The 23,193-nt window shown below is 71.5% G+C and carries 23 protein-coding genes; 17 read left to right on the plus strand and 6 right to left on the minus strand.

The genetic code is table 11. From position 1 onward, the window contains the following. The first annotated feature begins 20 nt into the window (after positions 1 to 20). The 8 genes from CHC11_RS27505 (at position 21) to CHC11_RS27540 (ending at position 8,752) form a co-directional block, all read left to right on the plus strand. Entirely contained in the window at positions 21 to 1,634 is a 1,614-nt protein-coding gene (locus tag CHC11_RS27505; protein WP_179279030.1) for an AMP-binding protein, read from the plus strand. Next, on the plus strand, positions 1,631 to 2,515 hold the full coding sequence (locus tag CHC11_RS27510) for an enoyl-CoA hydratase/isomerase family protein (protein WP_089314717.1): 885 nt from the start codon (positions 1,631 to 1,633) through the stop codon (positions 2,513 to 2,515). Before CHC11_RS27505 ends, CHC11_RS27510 begins: the two co-directional genes overlap by 4 nt. Further along, positions 2,512 to 3,591 carry an acyl-CoA dehydrogenase family protein gene (locus CHC11_RS27515; protein ID WP_089314718.1) on the plus strand — a complete coding sequence of 360 codons (1,080 nt, stop codon included), beginning with the start codon at positions 2,512 to 2,514 and terminating at the stop codon, positions 3,589 to 3,591. Before CHC11_RS27510 ends, CHC11_RS27515 begins: the two co-directional genes overlap by 4 nt. Next, positions 3,588 to 4,691, plus strand: coding sequence for an acyl-CoA dehydrogenase family protein (locus CHC11_RS27520; RefSeq protein WP_089314719.1), 1,104 nt, complete (start codon positions 3,588 to 3,590; stop codon positions 4,689 to 4,691). Before CHC11_RS27515 ends, CHC11_RS27520 begins: the two co-directional genes overlap by 4 nt. A gap of 11 nt (positions 4,692 to 4,702) precedes the next feature. Further along, positions 4,703 to 5,479: an enoyl-CoA hydratase/isomerase family protein gene (locus CHC11_RS27525; RefSeq protein WP_089314720.1), complete on the plus strand. Its 777-nt coding sequence runs from the start codon at positions 4,703 to 4,705 to the stop codon at positions 5,477 to 5,479. An 18-nt stretch (positions 5,480 to 5,497) separates the two neighbouring features. Next, positions 5,498 to 6,469, plus strand: a complete 972-nt coding sequence (locus tag CHC11_RS27530) for an LLM class F420-dependent oxidoreductase (protein WP_089314721.1) — start codon at positions 5,498 to 5,500, stop codon at positions 6,467 to 6,469. Positions 6,470 to 6,618: 149 nt separating this feature from the next. Further along, complete coding sequence (locus CHC11_RS27535) at positions 6,619 to 7,548, plus strand: hypothetical protein (protein ID WP_089314722.1); 930 nt, start codon at positions 6,619 to 6,621, stop codon at positions 7,546 to 7,548. A gap of 127 nt (positions 7,549 to 7,675) precedes the next feature. Further along, positions 7,676 to 8,752, plus strand: coding sequence for an aromatic ring-hydroxylating oxygenase subunit alpha (locus CHC11_RS27540; protein WP_089314723.1), 1,077 nt, complete (start codon positions 7,676 to 7,678; stop codon positions 8,750 to 8,752). Between the two features lie 51 nt (positions 8,753 to 8,803). On the opposite strand, the gene CHC11_RS27545 is transcribed toward CHC11_RS27540, so the two are convergent. Both CHC11_RS27545 and CHC11_RS27550 read right to left on the minus strand, forming a co-directional pair. Next, positions 8,804 to 10,369, minus strand: coding sequence for a long-chain-fatty-acid--CoA ligase (locus CHC11_RS27545; protein ID WP_089314724.1), 1,566 nt, complete (start codon positions 10,367 to 10,369; stop codon positions 8,804 to 8,806). Between the two features lie 89 nt (positions 10,370 to 10,458). Beyond that, entirely contained in the window at positions 10,459 to 11,277 is an 819-nt protein-coding gene (locus tag CHC11_RS27550) for an enoyl-CoA hydratase/isomerase family protein (protein ID WP_179279031.1), read from the minus strand. A gap of 240 nt (positions 11,278 to 11,517) precedes the next feature. Here CHC11_RS27550 and CHC11_RS27555 point away from each other — a divergent pair, with 240 nt between their 5' ends. Genes CHC11_RS27555 through CHC11_RS27565 form a run of 3 tightly spaced genes read left to right on the plus strand, consistent with a single transcriptional unit; the run spans position 11,518 to position 14,592 of the window. Beyond that, positions 11,518 to 12,687, plus strand: coding sequence for an acyl-CoA dehydrogenase family protein (locus CHC11_RS27555; protein WP_089314725.1), 1,170 nt, complete (start codon positions 11,518 to 11,520; stop codon positions 12,685 to 12,687). Further along, the gene (locus CHC11_RS27560) at positions 12,684 to 13,799 is read left to right on the plus strand and encodes an acyl-CoA dehydrogenase family protein (protein WP_179279032.1); all 1,116 of its coding nucleotides are present in this window, start codon (positions 12,684 to 12,686) and stop codon (positions 13,797 to 13,799) included. Before CHC11_RS27555 ends, CHC11_RS27560 begins: the two co-directional genes overlap by 4 nt. A gap of 7 nt (positions 13,800 to 13,806) precedes the next feature. Next, positions 13,807 to 14,592: an SDR family NAD(P)-dependent oxidoreductase gene (locus CHC11_RS27565; RefSeq protein WP_089314727.1), complete on the plus strand. Its 786-nt coding sequence runs from the start codon at positions 13,807 to 13,809 to the stop codon at positions 14,590 to 14,592. Here CHC11_RS27565 and CHC11_RS40600 read toward each other — a convergent pair. Beyond that, complete coding sequence (locus tag CHC11_RS40600) at positions 14,549 to 14,860, minus strand: Clp protease/crotonase-like domain-containing protein (protein ID WP_143227342.1); 312 nt, start codon at positions 14,858 to 14,860, stop codon at positions 14,549 to 14,551. The two genes, CHC11_RS27565 and CHC11_RS40600, sit on opposite strands and share 44 nt — an antisense overlap. Before the next feature lie 132 nt (positions 14,861 to 14,992). Here CHC11_RS40600 and CHC11_RS27570 point away from each other — a divergent pair, with 132 nt between their 5' ends. Next, positions 14,993 to 15,805, plus strand: coding sequence for a FadR/GntR family transcriptional regulator (locus tag CHC11_RS27570; protein WP_179279033.1), 813 nt, complete (start codon positions 14,993 to 14,995; stop codon positions 15,803 to 15,805). Positions 15,806 to 16,031: 226 nt separating this feature from the next. On the opposite strand, the gene CHC11_RS43955 is transcribed toward CHC11_RS27570, so the two are convergent. Beyond that, entirely contained in the window at positions 16,032 to 16,304 is a 273-nt protein-coding gene (locus CHC11_RS43955; protein WP_425427348.1) for an SRPBCC family protein, read from the minus strand. On the opposite strand from CHC11_RS43955, the gene CHC11_RS42910 reads away from it, so the two are divergent. Next, complete coding sequence (locus CHC11_RS42910) at positions 16,191 to 16,526, plus strand: hypothetical protein (protein ID WP_245919846.1); 336 nt, start codon at positions 16,191 to 16,193, stop codon at positions 16,524 to 16,526. The genes CHC11_RS43955 and CHC11_RS42910 overlap by 114 nt on opposite strands. A 63-nt stretch (positions 16,527 to 16,589) precedes the next feature. Here the strand turns inward: CHC11_RS42910 and CHC11_RS27580 are convergent, their stop codons facing one another. After that, a complete protein-coding gene (locus CHC11_RS27580; protein ID WP_089314730.1) occupies positions 16,590 to 17,414 on the minus strand; it encodes an SCO6745 family protein in 825 nt (274 codons plus the stop codon). Between the two features lie 457 nt (positions 17,415 to 17,871). On the opposite strand from CHC11_RS27580, the gene CHC11_RS27585 reads away from it, so the two are divergent. From CHC11_RS27585 to CHC11_RS27595, 3 genes are read left to right on the plus strand one after another with little or no spacing between them, the layout of a single operon-like run. After that, positions 17,872 to 18,594: an AraC family transcriptional regulator gene (locus CHC11_RS27585; RefSeq protein WP_089314731.1), complete on the plus strand. Its 723-nt coding sequence runs from the start codon at positions 17,872 to 17,874 to the stop codon at positions 18,592 to 18,594. 57 nt (positions 18,595 to 18,651) lie between these two features. Beyond that, the gene (locus CHC11_RS27590) at positions 18,652 to 19,467 is read left to right on the plus strand and encodes an alpha/beta fold hydrolase (protein ID WP_089314732.1); all 816 of its coding nucleotides are present in this window, start codon (positions 18,652 to 18,654) and stop codon (positions 19,465 to 19,467) included. A gap of 1 nt (position 19,468) precedes the next feature. After that, positions 19,469 to 20,041: a dihydrofolate reductase family protein gene (locus tag CHC11_RS27595; protein ID WP_089314733.1), complete on the plus strand. Its 573-nt coding sequence runs from the start codon at positions 19,469 to 19,471 to the stop codon at positions 20,039 to 20,041. 536 nt (positions 20,042 to 20,577) lie between these two features. On the opposite strand, the gene CHC11_RS27600 is transcribed toward CHC11_RS27595, so the two are convergent. Next, complete coding sequence (locus CHC11_RS27600) at positions 20,578 to 22,095, minus strand: MFS transporter (RefSeq protein ID WP_089314779.1); 1,518 nt, start codon at positions 22,093 to 22,095, stop codon at positions 20,578 to 20,580. A 103-nt stretch (positions 22,096 to 22,198) separates the two neighbouring features. On the opposite strand from CHC11_RS27600, the gene CHC11_RS27605 reads away from it, so the two are divergent. Then, entirely contained in the window at positions 22,199 to 23,182 is a 984-nt protein-coding gene (locus tag CHC11_RS27605; protein WP_089314734.1) for a helix-turn-helix transcriptional regulator, read from the plus strand. The last annotated feature ends 11 nt before the right edge of the window (positions 23,183 to 23,193 follow it).

The following is a 23,193-nucleotide window of genomic DNA, read 5'->3' on the forward strand; positions in this document are numbered from 1 at the left end:
CTGGAGACCAGGGAGTGACCGTGGACGACTACGGTGCGGCGGCCTTGACGCAGACCACGGTCGACGCGGAGTTCCGGCGGCGGCTCGAAGCGGAACCGGACAGCCCGTTCGTCCGCTGCGGCCCCGACCGGCGCACCTTCGCCGACCTCGACGACCGCACCGACCGGCTGGCGGCGGGCTTCCTTCGCCTGGGCATCGGTCCGGGAGACATGGTCGCCACCCTCCTTCCCAACTGCATCGAGACCGTCGAGATCATGCTGGCCGCCGCCAAGCTCGGCGTGGTCCAGGTGCCGCTCAACTACTACCTGAAGGGCGACTTCCTCACCTATCAGCTCAACGACTGCGGTGCGTCGGTCCTGGTGACGGACGAGGGGGGCTACGACGCCGCACGCGGCCTGCTCGGCGCGACCGGCATCCGGCACACCCTGCTGGTGGACGAGCCGCAGGCGGGGACGCTGCCGTACGGCGAGCTGCTGGCCGGACGCGGCAGGCCGGAGCACGTGTCCGCGCCGGGCGACATGCTCGCGATCATGTACACGTCCGGGACCACCGCCGCCGCGAAGGGCTGCATGCTCGGCTCCGGCTACTACGTGGCGGTCGGGAGGGCCTACGGGGTGCGCGGATGGGTCGTCCCGGGGGACCGGATGTTCACCGGCTTCCCGATGTTCCACACCAGCGGGCAGATGGTCGCGTTCATGTCGGCGCTGGTGAACGACGCGACCATCAGCATCGCACCGGAGTTCCATGCCTCGACGTTCATCGCCGACGCGGCGGCCGACGGCGCCAGCCTGCTCGTGGGGGTCGGGCCGATGGCCCACATGCTGCTGGCGCAGTCGCCGCGGCCCGACGACGCCGCCCACCGGTTCCGTCTCGCCGTGTGGGTCCCGCTGGGGGAGCCCGAGCAGCGCGCCTTCGAAGAGCGATTCGGCACACCCGTGATGTCCGAGGGCTACGGGCAGACCGAGTGCGTGCCGATCACCAACAGCGCGCCCGGCGGCTTCCGGGACCGGGCGACGTCGGGAATCGTCTCGCCGCTCCTTGAGGTGCGCATCGTGGACGACGCCGACGACGAGGTGCCGCTCGGCGAGGCCGGGGAGATCGTCGTCCGGCCCAAGGTGCCCAACGCGATGTACGCGGGCTACTGGAAGAAGCCCGAGATCACCACCGCGACCTGGCGGAACCTCTGGCACCACACGGGCGACCACGGGCGGATGGACGCCAACGGCTGTGTGACGTTCGTGGACCGGAAGAAGGACGTCCTGCGCCGTCGCGGCGAGAACGTCTCCGCGCTCGCCCTTGAGAACACCATCCGGCGGCACCCCGCCGTCAGGGACGTCGCCGTGTCCGGAGTCCCGGCGGACGTGGGCGACGAGGAGATCAAGGCGAGCATCGTCCTGGCGGAAGGTTCGGAGCTCACGCCCGAGGGCTTCTTCGAGTTCATCCGCTGGGAGGTCCCGTACTTCGCCGTGCCCCGGTACGTCGACATCCGGGCCGAGCTCCCGGTGAACGCGCTCAGCCGCGTGATGAAGCACGTCCTGCGGGACGAGGGCGTCACCGGTGCCATGTGGGACCTCCCCGGGCTCGGGCTCGTCGCGAGCCGCCATGACCGGCGGCCCGAGGGGGCCTCGGCGTGACCGCGCGGGACGGGGACGTGCTCGTCGAGCGGCAGGGCCACGTGATGCTGGTGCGGCTGAACCGCCCGCACCGCCACAACGCCATCGGCGGGACGATCCTCCGCGACCTCGCCGCCGCCTTCGGCGAGGCGGCGGACGACGACGACGTTCACGTGGTCGTCACGACCGGTGCCGGCGACAGCTTCTGCGTGGGGGCCGACGCCGCGGAGCTGGCGGGCGGCCCGCGGCCGCCCGCCCGCGAGTTGCTGTCCGGTGACCGCATCGGAGGCGAGACGGGACTGGCGCCGCTCACCGAACGGCAGCGGAGCGCCGACCGGCTCGGGAACGCCGGGCGCTGGACGGAGCGGATGTGGGCCCTGGAGAAGCCGACGATCGCGGCGGTCAACGGGCCCGCCGTCGGTGGCGGCTTCGGCGTGGCGCTGCTCCACGACGTGCTGATCGCCGGGGCCTCGGCGCGGCTGGGCACCGGGTTCGCCCCGATCGGGCTCTCGCCCGAGCTCGGCATCAGCCTGTTGCTCCCGCGCGTCGTCGGCCTGTCGGCCGCCGCGGAGCTGCTGTTCACCGGGCGCCTGCTCGACGCGTCCGAGGCGCGGGAGCTGAGGCTGGTCTCCCGGGTGGTGCCCGACGAGGAACTGCTGGAGCACGCCATGGAGCTGGCGGCCCGGATCGCCGCCATGCCGCCGCTCGGCGTCCTGGCCACCAAGCGGCTGCTCCGCGCCTCGTTCGCCGACGGCATGGCGGACCAGTTGCGGGCCGAGTACGCGAGCCACCTCGTGCTGTTCGACCATCCGGACACCCATGCCGCCATGGACGCCCTGGCCGAGCGGCTCGCGAGCGGACGCCGCGACCGGCCCGGCGCCACTTCCGAGGTGCGTCCGTGAGCCCGGCGGAGGAGCGGTGGCCGGGGAGCGTGCTCGAATCCTGGCGTGACCTGGTCCTCACCGACGAGCGTCGTGAGCTGACCGAGACGGTGCGCCGCCATCTCGGGGGCGGATTCCCGCTGGAGGCCGTCCGTGCGTGCTTCGCCGGCTCGCAGCCCGAGGGTGCCTGGGCCGCGGTGTCCGGTGCCGAGTACACGTCCATCGGACTGCCCGAGTGGGCGGGCGGCCTCGGGACGCTCGTGGACGCGGCCGCGCTGCTCGAGGCCGCGGGGGAGGTGCTCGTCCCCGCACCGCTGCTGGCCACGGCGATGTCGCTGCAGACACTGTCGCAGGCCGGCGGGGTGCTTCCGCTCGACCCCGCGCGTCCGGCGGCGCTCGCGGTGGCGGACGGCGTCAGCGGACCGGGACGCCCCGCCATCGGGCGCCTGGTCGTCCTCGACGGCGTCCTCGCCGAGCGGCTCACCGTCGTGGTGCCGCGAGAGCAGGGGGTGACCGTCGCGCAGTTCGACGCCGCGGCCCTCGGCCCGGCCGAGGTCCACCGGCACGTGGACCCGAGCCGGCCCGTGGCCGTCTTCGACGCGGGAGAAACGCCGCCGCTGTCGCACGCGGACGACCCGCGGCCGCTCGACGCCGTGCTGGCGCCCGCGCGCACGGCCGTCGCGGCGGACCTGACCGGCACGGCGGCGGGGGCGCTGGACCGGGCCGTGCGCCATGCGCTCGACCGCGAGCAGTTCGGGCGGAAGATCGGCGCTTTCCAGGCGGTGAAGCATCGGCTCGCCGACGTGTACGTCGCGGTGGAGCGCGCTCGGTCGCTCACCCGGGCGGCGGCCGTCGCCCTCGCGGGGGCGTCCGCGCCCTCGGGGGCCGAGCTGTCGCTCCTGGCGAAGGCGGCGGCGTCGGAGGCGGCGGTCGACGCCTCCCGCGCGCTCGTGCAGGTGCTCGGCGCGATGGGGATGACCTTCGAGTCGGACGCGCACCTGTTCTTCCGGCGGGCTCAGCAGACCGCGCCGTTCCTGGGCTCGGCGGCCGTCTGCTACCGGCGGGCCGTGGCGGCGCGGCGGGGGGTGCCCGCATGAGCGACGTCCTGGCCGAGTACGCCGCCTTCCTCGCCGGCGTGCTGCCCGATGACTACGCCGAGCGCGTGGACCACTACCGTCACGACGACCGGCTCCGTACCGACTTCCAGGTCGCCCAGTTCGAAGCGGGCTGGCTGGTGCCGGACTGGGAGCCGGGCCTCGGTGGCCGCTCCCTCGCGCCGGGCGATGCCCTCTCGGTGCGGATCGAGGGCGCCCGGCGCCGGGTGCCGCGGCTCCACAACGTCCAGGGCGTCGGCGTGGTCGCGCCCGGCCTGCGCCGATTCGGCACGCCGCAGCAGCAGGACCGGCTCCTGCGGCCGGTCCTGCGAGGCGACGAATGGTGGGCGCTCGGGATGTCCGAGCCCGGCTCCGGCTCGGACCTGGCCTCCATGCGAACTCAGGCGTGGCGGGAGGGCGCGGACTTCGTCGTCACGGGCGCCAAGATCTGGACGACTCAGGCCCACCAGTCCCGCTGGGCCACGCTCTACGCGCGGACCGACCCCGACGCCCGCCGGCACGCGGGCATCTCGTGCCTCATCCTCGACCTCCACTCCCCGGGCGTCGACATCCGGCCGATCCCGCGGGCGGCCGACTCGGTCGACGCGTTCTGCGAGGTGTTCCTGGACGAGGTACGGATTCCGGCGGAGGGTCTCCTAGGTCCGCTCAACGAGGGCTGGCGCGTCGCGTCGGAGAGCCTGGAGCACGAGCGCGACATGATCTGGGTCGGCAACTGGCTGGAGATCGAGCAGGCCGTGGACCCCTTGCTCAGGAGCGGCACTCTCGACGACGAGCAGCTCACCGGGCTCGGCCGCCTCCTTGCGGACTCCGAGGCGATCCGGTTCACCGGGCTCCGCAGCGTCTTCGAGCGGATGGCCGGCCGGGAGGCCCCGGAGTTCCTCGTCCTCAAGGCGTTCGGGTCGGAGACCGCGCAGCGGGCCACGCGGTTCGCGATGGAGGCGGCGGGTCCCGACGGGCTCACCGACCCGCAGCTGATCGAGGACCGCATCGAGTCGCTCGGCGCCACGATCTACGGCGGGACGTCGGAGATCCAGCGCGACATCATCGGCGAGCGCGTGCTGGGGCTGCCGCGGAACCGCTGAAGGGGCACGACATGAGCTACGAGACCATCGCGGTGCACGCCGACGGGCCCGTCCTGCACGTGGCACTGCACCGCCCGGACCGGCTGAACGCGTTCGATCGGACGATGACCGGTGAGCTGACCGAGCTGTGGCGCGGCACGGCGCGGGACCGGTCGGTACGCGTCGTGGTCCTCACCGGCACCGGGCGCGCGTTCTGCTCCGGAGCGGACATGGGGGACCTGGCGGGCGAGCGCGGCCCCCGCGGGGCCGGCGTGGACGACGAGCTGGCGTTCCTGCCCGGACCGCACCTGGACGTGCCGGTGATCGTGGCCGTCAACGGGATCTGCGCCGGAGGCGGCCTGCACTTCGTGGCGGACGCGGACATCGTGATCGCCTCCGAGTCCGCGGCTTTCGTCGACCCGCACGTGTCGGTGGGGCAGGTGAGCGCGCTCGAGCCGGTTTCGCTGGCGCTCCGCGTCCCGATCCCCCGGCTGCTGCGCCTGGCCCTCCTCGGCCGGGGCGAGCGGCTCGACGCCGCCGCGGCGCTGGCGTGCGACCTGGTCAGCGAGGTCGTCCCCGGCGTGGACCTGCTCCAGCGTGCACGCGAGCTGGCCGCTCTGGTGGCGGCGAACTCACCGGCGGCCGTCGCGGCCACCCGTGGAGCGCTGCGGTCGCTGGAGGGGAGGCTCCTGCGGTCGTCGATGGAGGAGGGCTGGCAGACGATCATGGACCACTGGCGGCACCCGGACTCGGCCGAAGGCCCCCGCGCCTTCGCCGAGCGGCGGGCGCCCCGCTGGGCGGGGGACTGAGCGAGTGGTGGCCGGACCATGAGGCGGATCGGGCTCACCCTGCCGATCGGCGAGGAGCCCCTCGGCGAGCTGCCCGGAATCCTGGCGGACGTGGCCGCGGCGGGGTACACCGACGTCTGGACGAGCGAGCTGACCGCCGCGGACGCGTTCGCCCCGCTGACGGTGGCGGCCCTGTCCCAGCCCGGGCTCCGGGTCGGGACGTCGATCGCCGGCGTCTTCACCCGAAGCCCCGCGCTGCTGGCGATGCAGGCGCTCGGCCTCGCCGAGCTGAGCACCGCGCCGATCCGCCTCGGCATCGGCACCTCGAGCGAGAACATGGTCACCCGGTGGCACGGCGCGGAGTTCGAGCGGCCCTATGGCCGGATGCGCGACACGATCCGGTTCCTGCGGCGGGCCTTCGAGGGCGAGCGGGTCGCGTTCGAGTCGGACACCATCCGCATCGACGGCTTCCGCCTGGGGAGGACGCCCCCGCACCGGCCCCGGATCCTGGTCGCCGCGCTCCGGGAGCGCATGCTGCGGCTGGCGGGTGCGGAGGGCGACGGCGTGATCCTCAACTGGCTGAGCGCCGACGACGTGCGCACCGTGCTCCCCTTCGTGCTCGACGCGAATCCCGGCGCCGAGGTCGTGGCGCGGCTGTTCACCGTCTGCGCCGAGGACCTCGGCGCGGCCCGCGACCTGGCGCGGCCGCTCGTGGCGGCCTACCTGAGCACCGGTGTCTACGGCGCCTACCACCGCTGGCTCGGCCGCGGGCCGGCGCTGGAGCCGATGTGGCGGTCCTGGCGGGCGGGGGACCGGCGCGCCGCCGTGGCCGCCGTGCCGGACTCGGTGATCGACGAGCTGTTCCTCACCGGCACCGAGGAGGACGTCCGGGCCGGGCTCGCGGCTTACGTGGCCGCCGGCGTCACGGTGCCGGTGGTGTCGGTGATCGGCACGGATCCGGCCGCCGTGCGGCGCCGGGCACTCGCGCTCGGTGCCCCGTGCGGGGCCTAGATCCTGATCTTGCGGATGTCCCAGGAGAACGGCTCCCGCAGCGGCACCACGCGCAGCACGCGCGGCAGCGCACGCGGCCGGCGGTCCAGCGGTGGCGCGTGTCCGTGGGCAGTGTAGCCAGCCGACTGGTTAGTTGGTAACCTGCCCGCATGCTGCGTGATGTTCCTGTCGAGCAACCGGAGTCCGCCGCCCCGCACTGCGACTGGGTGTTCGTGTGCGCGCACCCGGGGGCGGTGATCTCGGTGTCCGTCCGCGGGGAGGGGCGGACGCGGGCGGCCCGGGTGGTGGCCTTCCTGGACTCCGGCCAGACCCTGTGGTCCGAATCGGGACCGGGCGGCGGCCGGAAGGACTTCGACATGGTGGTCGCGGAGGCCGCCGGGCGCTCCGCGCTGCGGATCGCGGTCGGCGCCCGGGAAGCGGGAGAGCCCGTGGAACTGGGTGGGGACGCGCGGCCTCGGCGGGCGGGCCGGATCCCCCTGCTCCTCGACGTCGCGCTGGCGCCGCTGGCGCCGCCGGCCCGGCTCGGGGACGCGACCGGAGGCGGGGTGGCGGTGACCGCCCAGGCGCACCGCCTCACCGGCACTCTCGCGGTGGGCAGTGTGATCCACCGGGTCTCCGGTCAGGCGTGGTCGAGCCGGAGCCCGTTCGCGAGCACCGCCGTCCGCGCCGGATCGCGCGTCCACGCGGTATTCCAGGACGATTCCGGTCTGTACGCGGCCCGCACCGATGCGGTGGCCGGCGGCCGGCTGGCGGCGCTCCAGCTTCACAACGCGATGAAGCGCCTGGACGTCCCGGCGATCCGGGTCGCGGGCCCCGAGCGCGGCGTCCCGTGGGGCGTGACATGTGAGCTGGGAACGGCGACCGTGGTCACCGGTGCGCCGCGGCACTCCGAGGGCTACCAGCACGTGGCGTTCCTGCGTCCCGACGGCGGCTCGGACACGTGGGTCAGGGCCGGGTACACGCCGTTCGACTTCGTGCGGGCCGGGAGGACCGGCCTCGGGCTGCTCGAGCACGTGACCCGCGTGCCGGGGCCCGAGCGGCCGGAGCCCGGGCCCCGGCTGCCCGACCCCTGGGACTGAGCGCGGTCCGCGCCCGGCGGAGCGGGACGGCGCTCGGCCGGACCGCCGTGCCGCTTGACTTGCCGCCCCCTGTCTTGGTTCACTTAACCAACTAGTCAGTTGGTATCGATCTGATCGGAGCCCGTTGATGAAGGATTGGCCCTACGACGTCTTCCCGACCGGGTGGTACCAGATCGGATACTCCGAGGAACTGGCGCCGGGCGATGTGCGTCCGGTCAAGTACTTCGACAAGGACCTCGTCCTCTTCCGTACCGAGGGCGGTGAGGTCTCGCTGCTCGACGCGTACTGCCCGCACCTGGGCGCCCACCTGGGCCACGGCGGCAGAGTCCGCGGTGAGTGCATCGCCTGCCCGTTCCACGACTGGCGGTTCACCGCCGGCGGCGAGCTGCACGAGATCCCCTACGCGCCCGCGGCGACCCGCCGGGTCGGACTCGACCGGTGGCAGACGCGCGAGGTGCAGGGGATCATCCTGACCTGGTACGACGCGTTCGGCCGCGAGCCGTTCTGGGAGTGGCCGGGCATCCCGGAGTTCGGCGACCAGGTGAACAACTACCCGATCTATCCCTACGGCGCCGACCACGTCGGCATCCGCAGGATCGTCGTGCAGTCGCCGGTCGAGAACACCCCCGACTACTTCCACTTCCCCGTCGTGCACGGCGCCGGCCAGCCCGGCCGACCGCTCCTCTGGAAGGAGGAGAAGCACTACCTGCACACCCGCATCGGCTACTGGTTCGGGTACGGACGGCCCGCGACCTGGCTGACCCCGGACGGCCCGGTCGACGGCGAGACGGAGACGGAGGCCTGGGGACTGGGCCTGTCCAACGCCCGGTTCCACATCGACGACATGGTCAACAACCAGCTGACCGCGACGACCCCCGTCGACGGGGAGCACTCCCAGATCTTCTGCACCATCTCGGTGACCCGCGAGCCGGGCAGCGACTCGGACGAGCCGACGGGACGGGCGAAGAAGATGATCGAGTTTCAGAACGTCCAGATCCGCCGGGACTTCGCGATCTGGGAGAACCAGCGCTACGTGGAGCACCCCCCGTTCGCCGGCGGGGAGGACCTGTACTACGGGCGGTTCCGGCGGTGGTCGAAGCAGTTCTACTCCGACGAGCCGTACGTCGACGGGAAGACGATCGAAGGGGACGTCCGCAAGCCCGACTCGTTCGTCGTCCCCGAGTACGAGCACAACCTCACCTGACGGACCAGCACCCACGAAGGCGTGGCCCCGGGCGAAGCCCGGGGCCACGCCTCACTGCCGCGTGGACCGGTCCCCGGCCCGGTACTCCTCGCGCAGCTCGCGCTTGAGCACCTTGAGCGCCGCCGACATCGGCAGCGGCTCGGTGCGCAGCTCCACGGACTTGGGCACCTTGTAGCCGGCCAGCCGCTCGCGCGCATGCCCGATCAGCTCCTCCTCGGTCACCTCGTGGCCGTCCCGCACGACCACCACGGCATGGACCGCCTCCCCCCATGCCTCCGACGGAACGCCGATCACGGCCGCCTGCTGCACGGCGGGATGGCTCGACAGGACGTTCTCGACCTCCGTCGAGTACACGTTCTCGCCGCCCGAGATGATCATGTCCTTGAGCCGGTCGGTGAGGAACAGGTAGCCGTCGTCGTCCAGGTAGCCCATGTCGCCGGTGCGGTACCAGCCGTCCCGCAACGCGTGGCCGGTCTCGTCCGGCCTCTCCCAGTAACCGAGCATGGCGCTGCCGGAGCGGGCGACCACCTCGCCGACCCCGCCCCGCGGCACCGGGCGCCCCGAAGCGGGGTCGTGCACCTCGACGCGCACGCCCGGAAGCGCCCGCCCGGCGGAGCGGGCGCGCTCACCGCGGTGCTCCGCGGTGCGCAGGCACGTCAGGACGGCCGCCATCTCCGTCATCCCGTACACCTGGAAGAGCTCGCAGCCCGGGAAGACCTCCAGCACCCGCTGGATCAGCGCCTCGGGCATCGGGGATCCGCCGTAGGCGAGGCCACGCACGGTGCGGAACTTCTCGGGCGTGAAGTCCGGGTGGGCGAGCAGCATGGAGATCATGGTGGGGACGAGGCCGAGGAGGGTGACTTCGTGCTCCTCCACCGCGGCGATGGTGCTCGCCGGGTCGAACGACCTCTGGATGACGGCCACGTTCCCCGCCGCCGGGGTGCCCATGGTCCCGAGGCAGCCGGCGACGTGGAACATGGGGGTGTTGAGCAGGCACACGTCGTCGTGGCTGAAGTATCGGTACATGAAGTCCATGTGGTAGATCGTCGAGACCTGGGCCCTCTGCTGGAGGAGCACCCCCTTGGGGGTCCCGGTCGTGCCGCCGGTGTACATGAGCACGACCACGTCGTCCTCGTCCGGCTCGTCGGCGGCGGCCGGCGCGTGCGCGGAGACGAGGTCCTCGTAGCGGATGTCGTGCGGGAGGTCGCCGTCGTCGAGCAGGACGACCTTCTCGATGCCGGTGGTCGACCGGAGACGGTCCGCCACCGGTGCGTGCTCGCTGTCGACGAAGATCACCCGCGTGCGCGAGTCCCGCAGGATGAACTCCAGTTCCGATGCGGCCAGCCTGGGGTTCAGGGGATTGATCACCCCGGCGCCGAACAGCGCCGCGTGCCAGAGTTCGAGGAAGCGGTGGCTGTTGCCGGCGAGGACGGCGAAGCGGTCCTGCTCGGCGAGCGAGAGCTCGCGGCCGAAGGCCGCCTTGAGCCGCAGGACCCGGTCGAGGTGCTCCGCGTAGGTGGCCCGGTAGCCGCCGTCGTACGCCCCGATCACCGCGAGGTGGTCGGGCTGGCGCTCGACGACGGGGATCAGGAGCCGGGGAAAGTTCGCTTCTTGCACGGGCGATTCCTCAATGTCGGTGCCGAAGCCGGTGGCACGCGGCCGCGGTGCTCTCGCGCGGTCCATGTCGTGGTGCGGGCTGGAAGGTGTCAGAGGTCGGGGAAGCGGGGATCCGTACGGGACGTGAACGCGGCCTGTCCGATCTTCATGTCGGGCCGATGCCGGTGCTCCTGGAGAAGCCGCCCTTCCAGATCGAGCCCCGCGCCGAGGGCGGCCCCGTCGGATCCGGCCCGGACCGCCTGTTTCATGGACGCGACGGCCGCCGGGCTTCGGGCGGCGATCGTGCGGGCCATGTCCCGTACGTGATCGAGCAGCTCTTCCGGAGGGACGACGGCGTTCACGAGACCGATGGCCAGCGCCTCCCGGGCGTCGACGAGCTCGCCGCTGAAGAGCAGCCACGAGGCGTGCCGCTTCCCCGTGGTCCGGGGCAGCCGCTGGGTCACTCCTCCGGAGGGGAACAGGCCCCACTTCGCGTGGCCGTCGCCGATCCTCGCGTCGGCGGCCATGGCGACCATGTCGCACGCCAGCGTCAACTCGAGGCCGCCGGCGACCGCGACGCCGTGCACGGCCGCGATGGAGGGGACGGGCGACGATTCGAGCCGTTGGAGGACGCGTCGCCAGATCGCGGCGTGCCCCGCGAGTTCGTCCGCGTCGTCGAGCCGCAACCCGGCCGCCGCCAGGTCGGCGCCGGCGCAGAAGGCGCGGCCCTCGCCCCGGACGACGAGGGCCCTGACCGACCGCCGTGCCTCGATGAGGTCGATGCCGTCCTCGATGGCCAGCAGCATCTCTTCGGTGATCGCGTTCAGCCTGCGGGGCCGGTTGAGGATCAGCTCCGCCACCGCACCGTCGATGCCGACGACGGCCTGTGGTTCCGCGCTCACCAGCCACCCCGCCCCCGTCGCTGCCACCGACGGTTCCTGTATATCCAACCATTCGGTTGGTTGACAAGTCTTTGCAGGTAATGGGCCCTCGCGTGTCACCGGTCGGCGGCTCGCCGTGTGGCCTGCGAGGCGCCGGTGGGGCAGATCAGGTGCGCGTACCCGCTCCGGTCGCCGAGTCGGCGGCCGGTTCGCCGCTTGTGGAGGTGAGTATCGATTTAACCGACCATACGGTTGACTAAGGGTGGAGTGCGCCCTAGCCTCTCCTGCATGCGAGAAGTGGTGGGCCCCGAGCACCTGGACTTCCTGGCGGAGTTGCGCACTTACCTCGACGGCCTCGACCCGGAGCTCGTCGAGGCGACCCGCGCGGAGAACATCGAGGATCCGATGCAGCCCCGGGAGAACGGCCGCCGGTTCCTGAAACGGCTCGCCGCCGACGGGTGGCTGGGCGTCTCCTGGCCAGTGGAGTACGGCGGCCGCGGGCTCGGGTGGATCGAGCAGTGGCTGTTCTGCGAGGAACTCTACGACCGCCGGCTCCCCAACGGCCTGCTCACGCTCAACTCGATCGGCCCAACGATCGCGCTGATGGGCAACGAGAAGCAGAAACGCGAGCTCCTCCCCCCGATCCTGGCCGCGGAGCGCGAGTTCGCGATCGGCTACAGCGAGCCCGACGCGGGCAGCGATCTCGGGGCGCTGCGCACGCGGGCCGTGAAGGACGGCGACGAGTACGTCGTCAACGGCCAGAAGATCTGGACGACCGGGGCGTCGGTCGCCACCCACCTGTGGCTGGCCGCGCGCACCGGGGCGCAGGAGGACAGGCACCGGGGGATCACCCTGTTCGTCCTCCCGATGGACGCGCCGGGCATCACGGTCCAGCCGATCCTCACGCAGGGCGGGGAGCGCACCAACGCGGTGTTCCTCGACGACGTGCGCGTCCACGAGGACTGGCGGATCGGCGAGGAGAACGAGGGCTGGGCCGTCGTGGTCTGCGTGCTCAACTTCGAGCGGATGTTCTTTCACAACGAACCGCGCTGGGAGCTGCGCCAGCTCCGCGGCTGGGCCGAGGAGTGCGGCCTGCTGGACGGCCACACGCCCGAGGCCCACGCGCTCCAGGTGGCGATGGGCGAACTCGCCGTCGACGTCGAGATCTGCCGGCTGTTCGCCCTGCGGGGGGCCCGGATCCTCGCCGAGGACCGCGTGCCGCGGGCCGAGGCGTCGGCCAACAAGATCTGGTGGGGCGAGCTCAGGCAGCGCATCTGCGACACCGGGCTCGACCTGATCGGCGAGCTCGGGACGATCGCCCACGGTTCCGAGCACGCCCCGGCGCACGGCCATCTCGAACACGGCCTCCAGTCGTCGCCGGTATGGCGGTTCGGTGGCGGCGCCAACGAGATCCAGCTCGACATCATCGCCACACAGAGCCTGGGGTTGCCGCGATGACCGACAGCATGCTCACCCGGGACGAGGCCGAACTCGCCTCGACCGCGCGGTCCTTCCTGTCCGGCTTCGTGGGCAATTCCTACCTCAACGAGCAGGAGGAGTCCGAGGACGGTCACGAGCAGGCCCGGTGGAAGCAGATGACCGGCCTCGGGTGGACGGCGGTGAACCTTCCCGAGAGGGTCGGCGGCGGCGACGGCAGCCTCGCCGCGGCGGCGATGGTGGCCCGTGAGATCGGCCGCGCGGCGTACGCCTCGCCGCTGCTGCAGACCATGCGGACCGGAACGCTGCTCGCCTCGCTGGGGTCGGACGAGCGGGCCGACGAGCTGATGGCGCGCATCGCCGGCGGGAGTCCCGCGGCGGTGGTGGCGTCCGCGGACCGGACCGTGCGCGCGCGGGCCGTCGGCGGGGGAGCGTTCCTGCTCTCCGGATCCGCCGCGGTCGTGGAGTGGCTCACCGCGGCCGGCACCGCGGTCGTGCTGGTACCCCGCGCCGACTCGGACGGCTGGCTGCTCGCGACGCTGCCGCCGGAGGTCGTGGGCGAGCGGGGCGTCGCCGTCCCCAGCGTCGACAACGAGCGTGAGTCCCTGCTCGACCTGGACGGAGTCGGGTTGCCCGCGGCCACCGCGCTGCGGGACGACGTACCCGCCGCCGACGCGGAGTACGCGCTGGCACGGGCGAACCTGCTGCGGGCGAGCGCCATGGTCGGCGGAGCCGAGGAGGTTCTCGCGCAGAGCACGCGGTACGCCAAGACGCGGCACCAGTTCGGCCGGCCGATCGGCGCTTTCCAGGCGGTCCGCCATCACCTGGCCCGGATGTCCATCGCCGTCGACGGCGCCCGGCTCCTGACCGACGAGGCGCTGACACGGGCGGAGCCCTCAGCCCACGAGACGGCGATCGCCGGCGCGGCGCTCTTCGCCGCGGCCAGGTCCTACGTCGAGGCCGTGCTCACCGGAGCGCAGGTGCACGGCGGAGTGGGCACGACCGTGGAGCACATTCTCCACCACCACTTCCGCCGGGCGAAGTCGATGCAGCTTCGCTGCGGCAAGCGCGCGAACAGGCTGCGCGAACTGCACGGGGCGCTCGTGGTACGCCGCGAGGGCGGCCTGTGGTGAGGCGGCCATGACGGACACCGGACGGACCGCCGTCGTCACGGGCGCCGGCCGCGGCCTGGGGCGCGCGATCTGCCTGCGCCTGGCGTCCCAGGGCACCGGCATCGTCGCGCTGGCGCGCACCGAAGCCGAGGTCCTCGAGACGGCGGAACTGGCCGCGGCCGAAGGCGTCGGTGCCGTCGGCCTGGTCGTCGACGTCACCTCGTCCGAACAGGTCGATCGCGCGCGAGCCGAGGTCCAGGCACGGTTCGGGCACGTGGACATCGTGGTCAACAACGCCGGTGTGCTCCTCTACAAGCCGTTCGTGCCGCTCCCGGGCCTCACCGGACACCCGGGCTTCGACGAGCCGGTGAGCGACGAGGAGTGGGCCGGGGTGCTCGACGTGCACCTCACCGGAGCCGTGCGGGTGCTGCGCGCGTTCGGGCCCGGCATGATCGAGCGCCGGTACGGGCGCGTGGTGAACGTCGTCTCGAACGTCGTGCGCCGTACCGTGCCCTTCACTTCGGCGTACGACACCGCGAAGGGCGGGCTCGTGCAGCTCACGCGGTCCCTGGCGCGCGAGTGGGGAAGGTACGGCGTGACGGTGAACGCCGTCGCCGCGGGCCACTTCCCGACCGAGATGAGCAGGGCGCAGTTCGAGAACGAGGAGAGTGTCAGGAGGATGCTGCGCCGTGTTCCGGCGGGCCGCGCCGGTGAGGCCGGGGAACTCGCCTCCCTTGTGGCGTACCTCAGCGGCGAGGAGGCCGGCTTCGTCACCGGTGAGACGGTCGCCATCGACGGCGGCGAGACACTCTGAACCGCCCGCGGATCACAGGGGTGACCGCGGGTTCGAGGGCGAGCCGCATCGCCCGCCTGGTGAGTTCGAGCGACATCGGCGCCGCGGCGAGGAGCGTGTCGAGCACCTCGTCGACCCGGTCGCCGAGCGCGCCGGGTTCGGTGACCTCGGCCAGCAGCCCGATGCGCAGCGCCTCCCCGGCGTCGACGCGGGGGCCCGGCAGCGGGGGTCCCTCTCGGCCTCGTCGAGGGCGGCTCCTCCTGGGTTCGCCGGACCGGTTTACGGCCAACCGACTGGTCGGGAACAGTATGACCGCTAGGGCGCCCCGCCGGCCACTCCCCCCCGTTTGCCTACCATCGGTAAATGATTACAATCTTATGTTGCTGGTACGACAGGCGACAGGCGAAAGGCAGTGTGGACAGTGGCACCGCAGCGTGAAGTCCTCCGCATCGGCGGTGGGCCGCCCCCGCTGACGAGCCTCAGTGTCGCCGAGGCCGTCGCGGCGCAGTTGCGCGCGCGCATCCTCGACGAGGAGCTCGCCGACGGCTCCGAGCTCCCGACCGAGGCGGTGCTGCTCGAGGAGTTCCAGGTCAGCAGGCCCAGCCTCCGCGAGGCGTTCCGGATCCTCGAGACGGAAGGACTGGTCAAGGTCCGGCGGGGGAAGCGCGGCGGCATGGTCGTGCTGCATCCGACGCACGATTCCGCCGCCTACCACGTGGGTCTCCTCCTGCACTCCCGCAAGATCCCCCTGGCGGACCTCGCCGCGGCGCGCAACATGCTCGAACCGCTCTGCGCCGAAGAGGCGGCGCGGCGTCGCAGCCATGTGTCGATCGGCAGGAAGCTCGCGTCGCTGTGCACCCCGGACGAGGGGCAGCTCGAGGACGGCGTCGCCTTCACCGCCATGGCGACCAGGTTTCACGAGGAGCTCGTGGTCGCCGCGGGCAACAGCACCCTCGACGTGCTCGCCGGCATCCTGGAGAGCCTCTGGAGCACGCAGGAGATCACCTGGGCGCGGTCGGCGGTGGACGAGGGCGACTACCCCGCGCTCAAGCTCCGCCGCGAAGTGATCAACGCCCATCTGCGCATCAGCCGGGCGATCGAGAACGGTGACCATGTGGAGGCGGTACGGCTCACCCGGGGCCATCTCCGGGCGGCCACGCCGTTCGTCGTCTCCAGGGGCGGCCAGGTGCGCGCCATCGACCGGAGAGGGCGACGCGCGACGCCGCGCGGCTGAGCGGACCCGAACGCGCCGCGCCGCAGAGCAGCCCAGTTACGCATCGTAGATCCTCTGGGCAAGGCGGTGCAGTCGGTGGCGTTGCCGGCGGTGACCACGAACGTCAGCGGCGTTCCGCGCCCCGTCGACGGCCGAGCTGACCTTGGTGGTCAACCCGCCCGCGTCGGGGCGCTCCCTGCGCGGGTTCCCAGCCGAGGGTGAAGACGAGACGCTTTACGGTACGAGCTCAACGAATCGTCCGCGCATCACCGGACGTGGGCCCCCGCGCATCGCGACCCGCAGAGTGCCGCCGGGGGCGCGCGTCCAGCTCGGCCGCTCCCCACCATTGCGCCAGGCGTGCCGGGTCGGTGAAATACCGCCAGACCGTCTCAGGACGCGCACGGATGTGCGACGTCTGCTCAATCGTCCTGCTCCCAAAGATCCCTTCGCGTCCTGGTCGCGGGTGTGCGCGTTCTTCTTGCCCGGCTTCGTGCTGGAGGCGGCCGAGCGAGGACCCCATCGTTTCCAGGAACGTCACCGCCTCGGGCAACCCCTCGGGACGCAGCCGGTGGAAGTGGCGGTCGCCGGCGAGACGGAGCGGGCGACGCTGGTGATCGCCGAAGACGGCGAGTCCATGACGGCCGAATGGGAGCGCACTGACGACGGCTCGAACTGGCGGCACTGGACGGACATGAGCTTCGTGAGGCCGGGGCGGCGCCCTCCGGTTCCACCGTGCGGGTGATCGGGCGCAATGATCACCTCGGTGGCTGGGCCGGGGGGTGCGGCGTCTCTTGCATATGCCTGCTCAGGCGTCGTAGCTCCGTGCCGCGGTGGCGATCGGCTCGAGTTCCGCGACGAGCTCGTGGAGTTCGGCCGCGTTGAGCACGTTGTACGGCGGTGCCGCCAGCTCGTCGGTGAGGGTCTCGATCCGCTTCTTGGTCTCCCGGCCGGCGTCGGTGAACCCGCCGGTGGCGTTGACGAGGCCGCGGCCGCGTAGCCCGTCGATGACGGCGGCCAGTCGCGCCTTGGGCAGGTGGTGCAGGCGGCCGAACTCCTCGGCTCTCATGCCGAGGGAGAGGGCCATGAGGACGTGGGCTTGGGTGCCCCCGATGCCGTGGGCGACGAGGGCGGCGTTGTGGCCGTCCCCGCGGTGCTCGCGCAGCAGCGTCGCCGCATGCCAGAGCCTGGCCACCGGCTCCTTGGGAACGTCGAGCGCCCGGAGGGCGGCGTACAGCGCTCGGCCCTCGGTCGGCGCGCTGACCGCTGCCCGGGTGGCGAGGTCGGCGGCCCGCACCAGACCGGGGGAGTCGGCGAGTTGCCCGATCAGCTGCCGGAGCGCGGCGGCGCTGCTCCGCTCGCGCACGGCGATCGCCTCCTGCGGGCTGATCTTTCCCCATACCCACGGGATGTGGCGTGCCACCTCGCCGTCGGCGAAGTTGTAGAAGACCGCGTGCACCACCTCGGCCGGCGCCGGCCCCAGCGGCGCGGCCCGGCCGGCGAAGTATCCGTCCCAGTAGTCGCGCATGCCGAGGGCCAGGAACGCCTCGTTCGGGATATCGGAAAAGGTGACGGTGGCGATCGGCTCGAGGAGCTCGAACATCCGGTGGACCTTGGCTTGTGTGTGCGACATCGGCCGGCATCTCCTGTGGTTGTCACAGCCGCCCCCGTGGACGGCGTCTCAACCCGGCTACGAACAGCGCGGCCCGGATCCGACAACTTCGGCTGATCCGGCCGGACAACGTCGGGATGTCAGACGCGTTCGGGGATGGTGGCACCGAACCGACGACGTCGCACCACACCACCGACGCTTCTCCGTGCACCGCGGCGTCGGTGATCGTGACCCCGAGTTCGACGGTGCGGACGATCGTGTCGGGGGGACCGAGGCGGCAGAGACCGAAGGCTCGGGCACGAGGCGCCCGGGTGGCGTTGATCAAAACTGGGAAATCTGCGTCATCAGCCTCCCAGGCCCGGCGTGACGCAGAACCGACTTCGGGCGCGGTCGCACTGTCGACGGTGGCTGAGCCGCACGCTCCGCGTGGAGATAACCTCGACCACAGGCGGACGGTGATCGGTTCAGGGGGTGGACGATGCCGATCGAGAGTGACCATCGCGGATCGGACTCGCCCTACGTGGCACGGATCTGGCGCGGCCGCACCTCCGAGGTGGCCAAGATGACCTCGATCGCCACGTCGACCTGGGAACTGGTCTTCTGGGAGCAGCAAGGCGTCATGCACGCCGCCGTCCGCGGACCGGAGACGACAGCGTCGAGTGCCGAGACGGTGGGCGACTCGGAGTCGTTCGGGATCACCTTCGCGCATGGCACCTCGATGCCCCACCTCCCGATCGGCGCGCTCGTCGACGGCGGCTGTGGCAGTCCGCACGTGACCGAACGTACGTTCCTCCTCCGCGACGAGGAGTGGGAGATCCCCGACTTCGACGACGCGGAAATGCTCGTGGAGAAGCTCGTGCGCGCCGGCGTTCTGGTCCGTGACCCGCTCGTGAACGAGGTGGTGTGGGGCGGCGCAGCACGGATCGGGGCGCGAGCGGTGCAACGCCGCGTGGCCGCGGCCACCGGACTCACCCAGGGCGCGATCCGTCAGATCGAACGGGCGCGGGAGGCTGCGGCACTGCTCGGGGCGGGGGTCCCCGCCCTGGATGTCGTGCACCGGCTCGGCTACTACGACCAGCCGCACCTGGCCCGCTCCCTGCAACGGTTCATCGGCCGAACCGCCACGCAACTGCGGCAGCCAGATCCCACTGCGGATCCACTGTCGCTTCTGTACAAGCCCGAGAATCCGGTCGGCTCATAGTGTCGCGCAAGCGGTGACCGTAACCGCTTGCACACGACACAAAGAGAGGCCACTCCGATGCCAGAAGGAACCGTCACTTCTGCCGACGGCACTACCATCGCCTACACGGCGTGGGGCGCCGGCGACCCGATCGTCATCATCGACGGCGCGACCGCCTATCGCGCCACGAACCCAGTGAACCAGGAGACGGCGGAACTGCTCGCCGACGAGTTTCTGGTCATCAACTACGACCGGCGCGGTCGCGGCGAGAGCGGCGACACCCCGCCCTACGTCGTCGAGCGCGAGTTCGAGGACCTTGAGGCGATCATCGAGCAGGCCGGCCGGGGGCGGCCGGTGACCGTGTTCGGCTGGTCCTCCGGCGGCAATCTCGCGCTCAACGCCGCCCAGGACGGCGTGTCGATCGCGCGTCTCGCGCTGTTCGAGCCGAACGCCGCCGTCGACGGCGCCCGCCCCCCGCTGCCCGACGACTACGTCGAACGCCTCGACGCGGCCATCGCCGGCGGCCGACCGGGCGATGCGGTCGCCCTGTTCATGACCGCCGCAGTCCTGATGCCCGAAGAGGCAGTCGCCGGGATGCGCGAGCAGGACTTCTGGGCAGGACTCGAGGCCGTCGCCCCCACGATCGCCTACGACGCCCGCCAGCTCGGCGACACCCTCTCCGGCAAGCCGCTGCGCCCCGAGCTGTGGAAGCACATCGACATCCCGGTCCTGGTGATGCACGGGATCGACACATGGCCGGCCCTGGCAGCAGGCTCCCGCGCCATCGCCGCGCACCTGCCCACCTCCACCCTCGCGCCCGTCACGGGTGAGGAGCACTCGACCACCGCCGACGTGCTGGCCGCCGCGCTGCGCGCCTTCATCAAGGAGAACTGACATGGGAAAGATCGTGCTCACCGAGTTCACCTCCATCGACGGCGTCGTGGAAGCTCCCGGCGGAGAGGACTTCAAGTACCAGAACTGGACCTTCGAGTTCGACCGCGGACCCGACGGCGAACGATACAAAGAGACCGAATCGCTCCAGGCCGCGGCGCTTCTCCTGGGACGCAAGACCTACGAGGGTTTCGCCGCAGCCTGGCCCCAAGCCGAGGGCGAGCTCGCCGACAAGTACAACACCATGCCCAAATACGTCGTCTCCCGCACCCTCACCCACCCCGAGTGGGCAGGCACGACCGTGCTGAGCGGCGACCTGGCACAGGACGTGACCCGGCTCAAGCAAGAGGTCGACGGTGAGATCTCCGTGGCCGGAAGCATCCGACTCGCCCAGAGCCTCCTCGCTCTCGACCTGGTCGATGAGATCCACCTCATGACCTCACCGCTCATCCTCGGCCACGGCCGCCGGCTCTGGGCACAGACGCCGGACAAGACCGCGTGGACGCTCAGCGAAGCGACGGTGTACGGCGACAGCACCCTGCTCACCATCTACCGACGCCGCACCGTGTCGACCTGAGGCATGCCCGTCGGCTCTCACGGTCGCCATCGGACTGAGCACCCCGTCAGCGGTGCGCAGGGCGCCCGGCTCGCCGCCGTCACCCTCGCCGCCTCGCCCCCACATTCCCGGTGCGGAAGCACCCGCCCCCCGCAGGGGCGCCCCCCATCAGGCCCCTGACCAGCGCGGGCGTCAAGTTTCGACCGAGCCCGAGGCGCGCTCGGCCGACTAACCGGCCGCGACCGGGCCATTGGTCCCGGGCTTATCTCGTACCCGTCCCGCCGGCGATGCAGGGTCTGGTCGCTGCCGCGCATGGCATCGGCGAAGTCCGGCCTGTTCTCCCAGTAGCCGCGGAAGTCATCTCGGCGACGCGGGAGTGGTCGTGGAGCGATGAAGGCGTCGGTACGCAGGAGGCCGGGGGTCCAGTCGTCCGTGTCGCCGAAGGCCCTGGCATACGCGTGGTGTCGACGCTGCGTGTGCTCTGGCTCCGGGTCGCGCACGGCGGTGGCCGCGCACCTGACCCCGTACCTCGATCCACAAGGGTGCTTCGGCCCGAGTCATCGCGCCTCGCTCTCTGCGAGATCGACTGGCTTGTCTGAGAAGGGTGCCGCGTTGTTCTGGCCCGGTCGGGGGAGCCAGCGGGAGGCAAGCACGCCGAGTGCGACGTGCAGGAGGCCGGCCACGGCGACCGACGCGTGCAGTCCGAGCACGAAGGCGGACTTTGCTTCATCTACGAAAGTGGTGGTCAGTTTCGGAATCTGGAGTGTCTCGTCGAGGGTCGGGGCGAAGGCTGGGCCCTGGAGCCGGAAGAGGAGTGCGGCGAGCGAGCCGAGGAGTGCGATGCCGAGGGCGTTTCCGATCTCGTTGCTGGTCTCGGCGATGGCTCCGGCCGCCCCGGCGCGTTCCGGGGGGACCGCGCCGACGGCGGTGTCCGCGACGAGTGCGAAGGAGAGGCCGTAGCCGACGCCCGCGACGACCGTGGAGGCGACGTACCAGCCGACGCCACCGTGGACGGTGGTGGGGAGCAGAAGCAGCAGCCCGGCAGCGATGGAGAAGTGGCAGATGAGCAGGGCGGTGCGCTTGCCGACGCGGTCGACTACGGCCGGCGTGATGATGCAGGTGATGGTGAGCACCGCGGCTCCAGGGAGTGCGAGGAGGGCCGCTTGCAGGACCGCGAGTCCCAGCACCGACTGGAGATAGATGCCCGCCAGGTAGGCGGTCGCAGACCATGCCGCCAAGGGCAGCAGGCCGGTGACGATCGCGACGGTGAAGGTGCGGTCACCGAACAGGGAGAGATCCATCAGTGGATGGTGCAGATGCCGCTGCCGGGTCGCGAACCACGCCAGCAGCACCGCCCCGGTCAGTCCTGCCAGGACGGGGAGGGGCGAGAGGCCTTCGGCCGCGATGCGCTTCAGAGAGTAGATCGCCAGCAGGAGGCCGGTAGCAGAGGTGACGACGCTGGTGACGTCGACGCGGCCGGGGCGAGTCGCGCGAACCTCACCGAGCAGGACTGGTGCGAAGACCAGGAACAGGCCGACGACGGGGAGGTTGATCAGAAAGACCGATCCCCACCAGAACCTCTCCAGCAGCACGCCACCGATGACCGGGCCGATCGCGAAGCCGGTGGCGAATGCGGCTGCGAAGATACCGATGGCCTGTGCGCGGCGCCGTGGGTCGACGAACAGCTCGCTCAACAGCGCCAAGGCGGAGGGGAGCAGGGTGGCCCCTGCGACGCCCATCAGCGCACGAGCGGCGATGAGCAGTTCCGGACTGGGAGCGAACGCCGCCGCCGCGGATGCCAGGCCGAAGATCGTCGTGCCGATCATGAGGAGCTTCAGCCTGCCGTATCGATCGCCGAGGCTGCCGAACACGATGAGCAGCGATCCGACGGCGAAACCGTAGATGTCCAGGACCCACAGGGCCTGCTCGGCTGTCGGCGCCAGTGCTTGGCTGATCCGGGGCATTGCCAGAAACAGGATCGACCCGTCCATCGAGACCAGCAGTACCGGCCCCAGGACGACGAAGAGACCAAGCCAGGCCCGTACACCCGGCGCACTCGTGTGCTGTTGATTCATGTCGTCCACGCTCAGGGCCGCCAAGTCGGACGGCCATCCCCTTGCTATGGGTACACCCAGCAGGTGCACCCATGCTCACCGCGGCGTGCATACCCTCGATGCCATGGAGAGCCTGGGAACGTTCTTGAAAGGTCGCCGGGATCGGATCACGCCCGCCGAGATCGGACTGCGCACCTACGGCACCGCTCGACGAGTCCCGGGGTTGCGTCGCGAAGAACTGGCCCAGCTTGCCGGAGTCAGTCCCGGGTACTACACCCGGTTGGAGCAGGGGCAGGCGGAAACCGCCTCTGAGCAGGTACTCAAGGCCCTGGCAAGGGTGCTGCAGCTCGACGACGTAGAGACCGCGCACCTGCACAATCTCGCTCGCCAGTCCGCCGCCCCTGGACTGTCGGACCCCGGCCCAGAGGAGTCCCACAAGCGCGTTCTGGCTCTCCTCGCCACCCTCGGCGACGCGACCCCAGCGCTCCTGCTGGGTCGGCGAGGAGACGTGCTCGCGTGGAACCGCACCGGCCACGCGCTGTTCGCCGAGCACATCGACTTCGATGCGCCGAACGCTCCGGACCGGCGTCCCTCGATCCCACGGATGTTCTTCCTCGACCCGCTCACCCGGAACCTCCATCGCAACTGGGAGGAGCTCGCACGCGTCCACGTGGCTTACCTGCGGCTCACCGCAGGCCGTTTCCCGACTGACGCTCGACTGGCCGAACTGATCGGAGAACTCACCATGCGCAGCGACGAGTTCGCGACCATGTGGGCGACCGGAGAGGTCGCCGACTGCACCGTCGGGGACATGCACCTGCAACACCCCACCATCGGAGCCGCGAGCATCGCCTACCAGGTCTGGCTCCAGCCCGACAGCCCCGACCATCGGCTCGAGATCTACACCCCGAACAACGCCGCCTCCGCCGACGCATTGCGAATCCTCGCCCAGGATGCCTCGCACGAAGCGTCTTTCGACGTGCCCGACCGCCGCGACCACGCTGGTTCGAGCCCGGGCGCGGAGTGTTGGGCGGTACCCGTTGACTGGAATTCAGTTTCGGCGCTCCCGTCCGGCTCGGCGAGCGGATCGCCACTCGCGCACCGCTGACGTTGACCGCG

The sequence above is a fragment of the Actinomadura mexicana genome (assembly GCF_900188105.1).
In the GTDB taxonomy this organism is placed as follows: Bacteria; Actinomycetota; Actinomycetes; order Streptosporangiales; family Streptosporangiaceae; genus Spirillospora; species Spirillospora mexicana.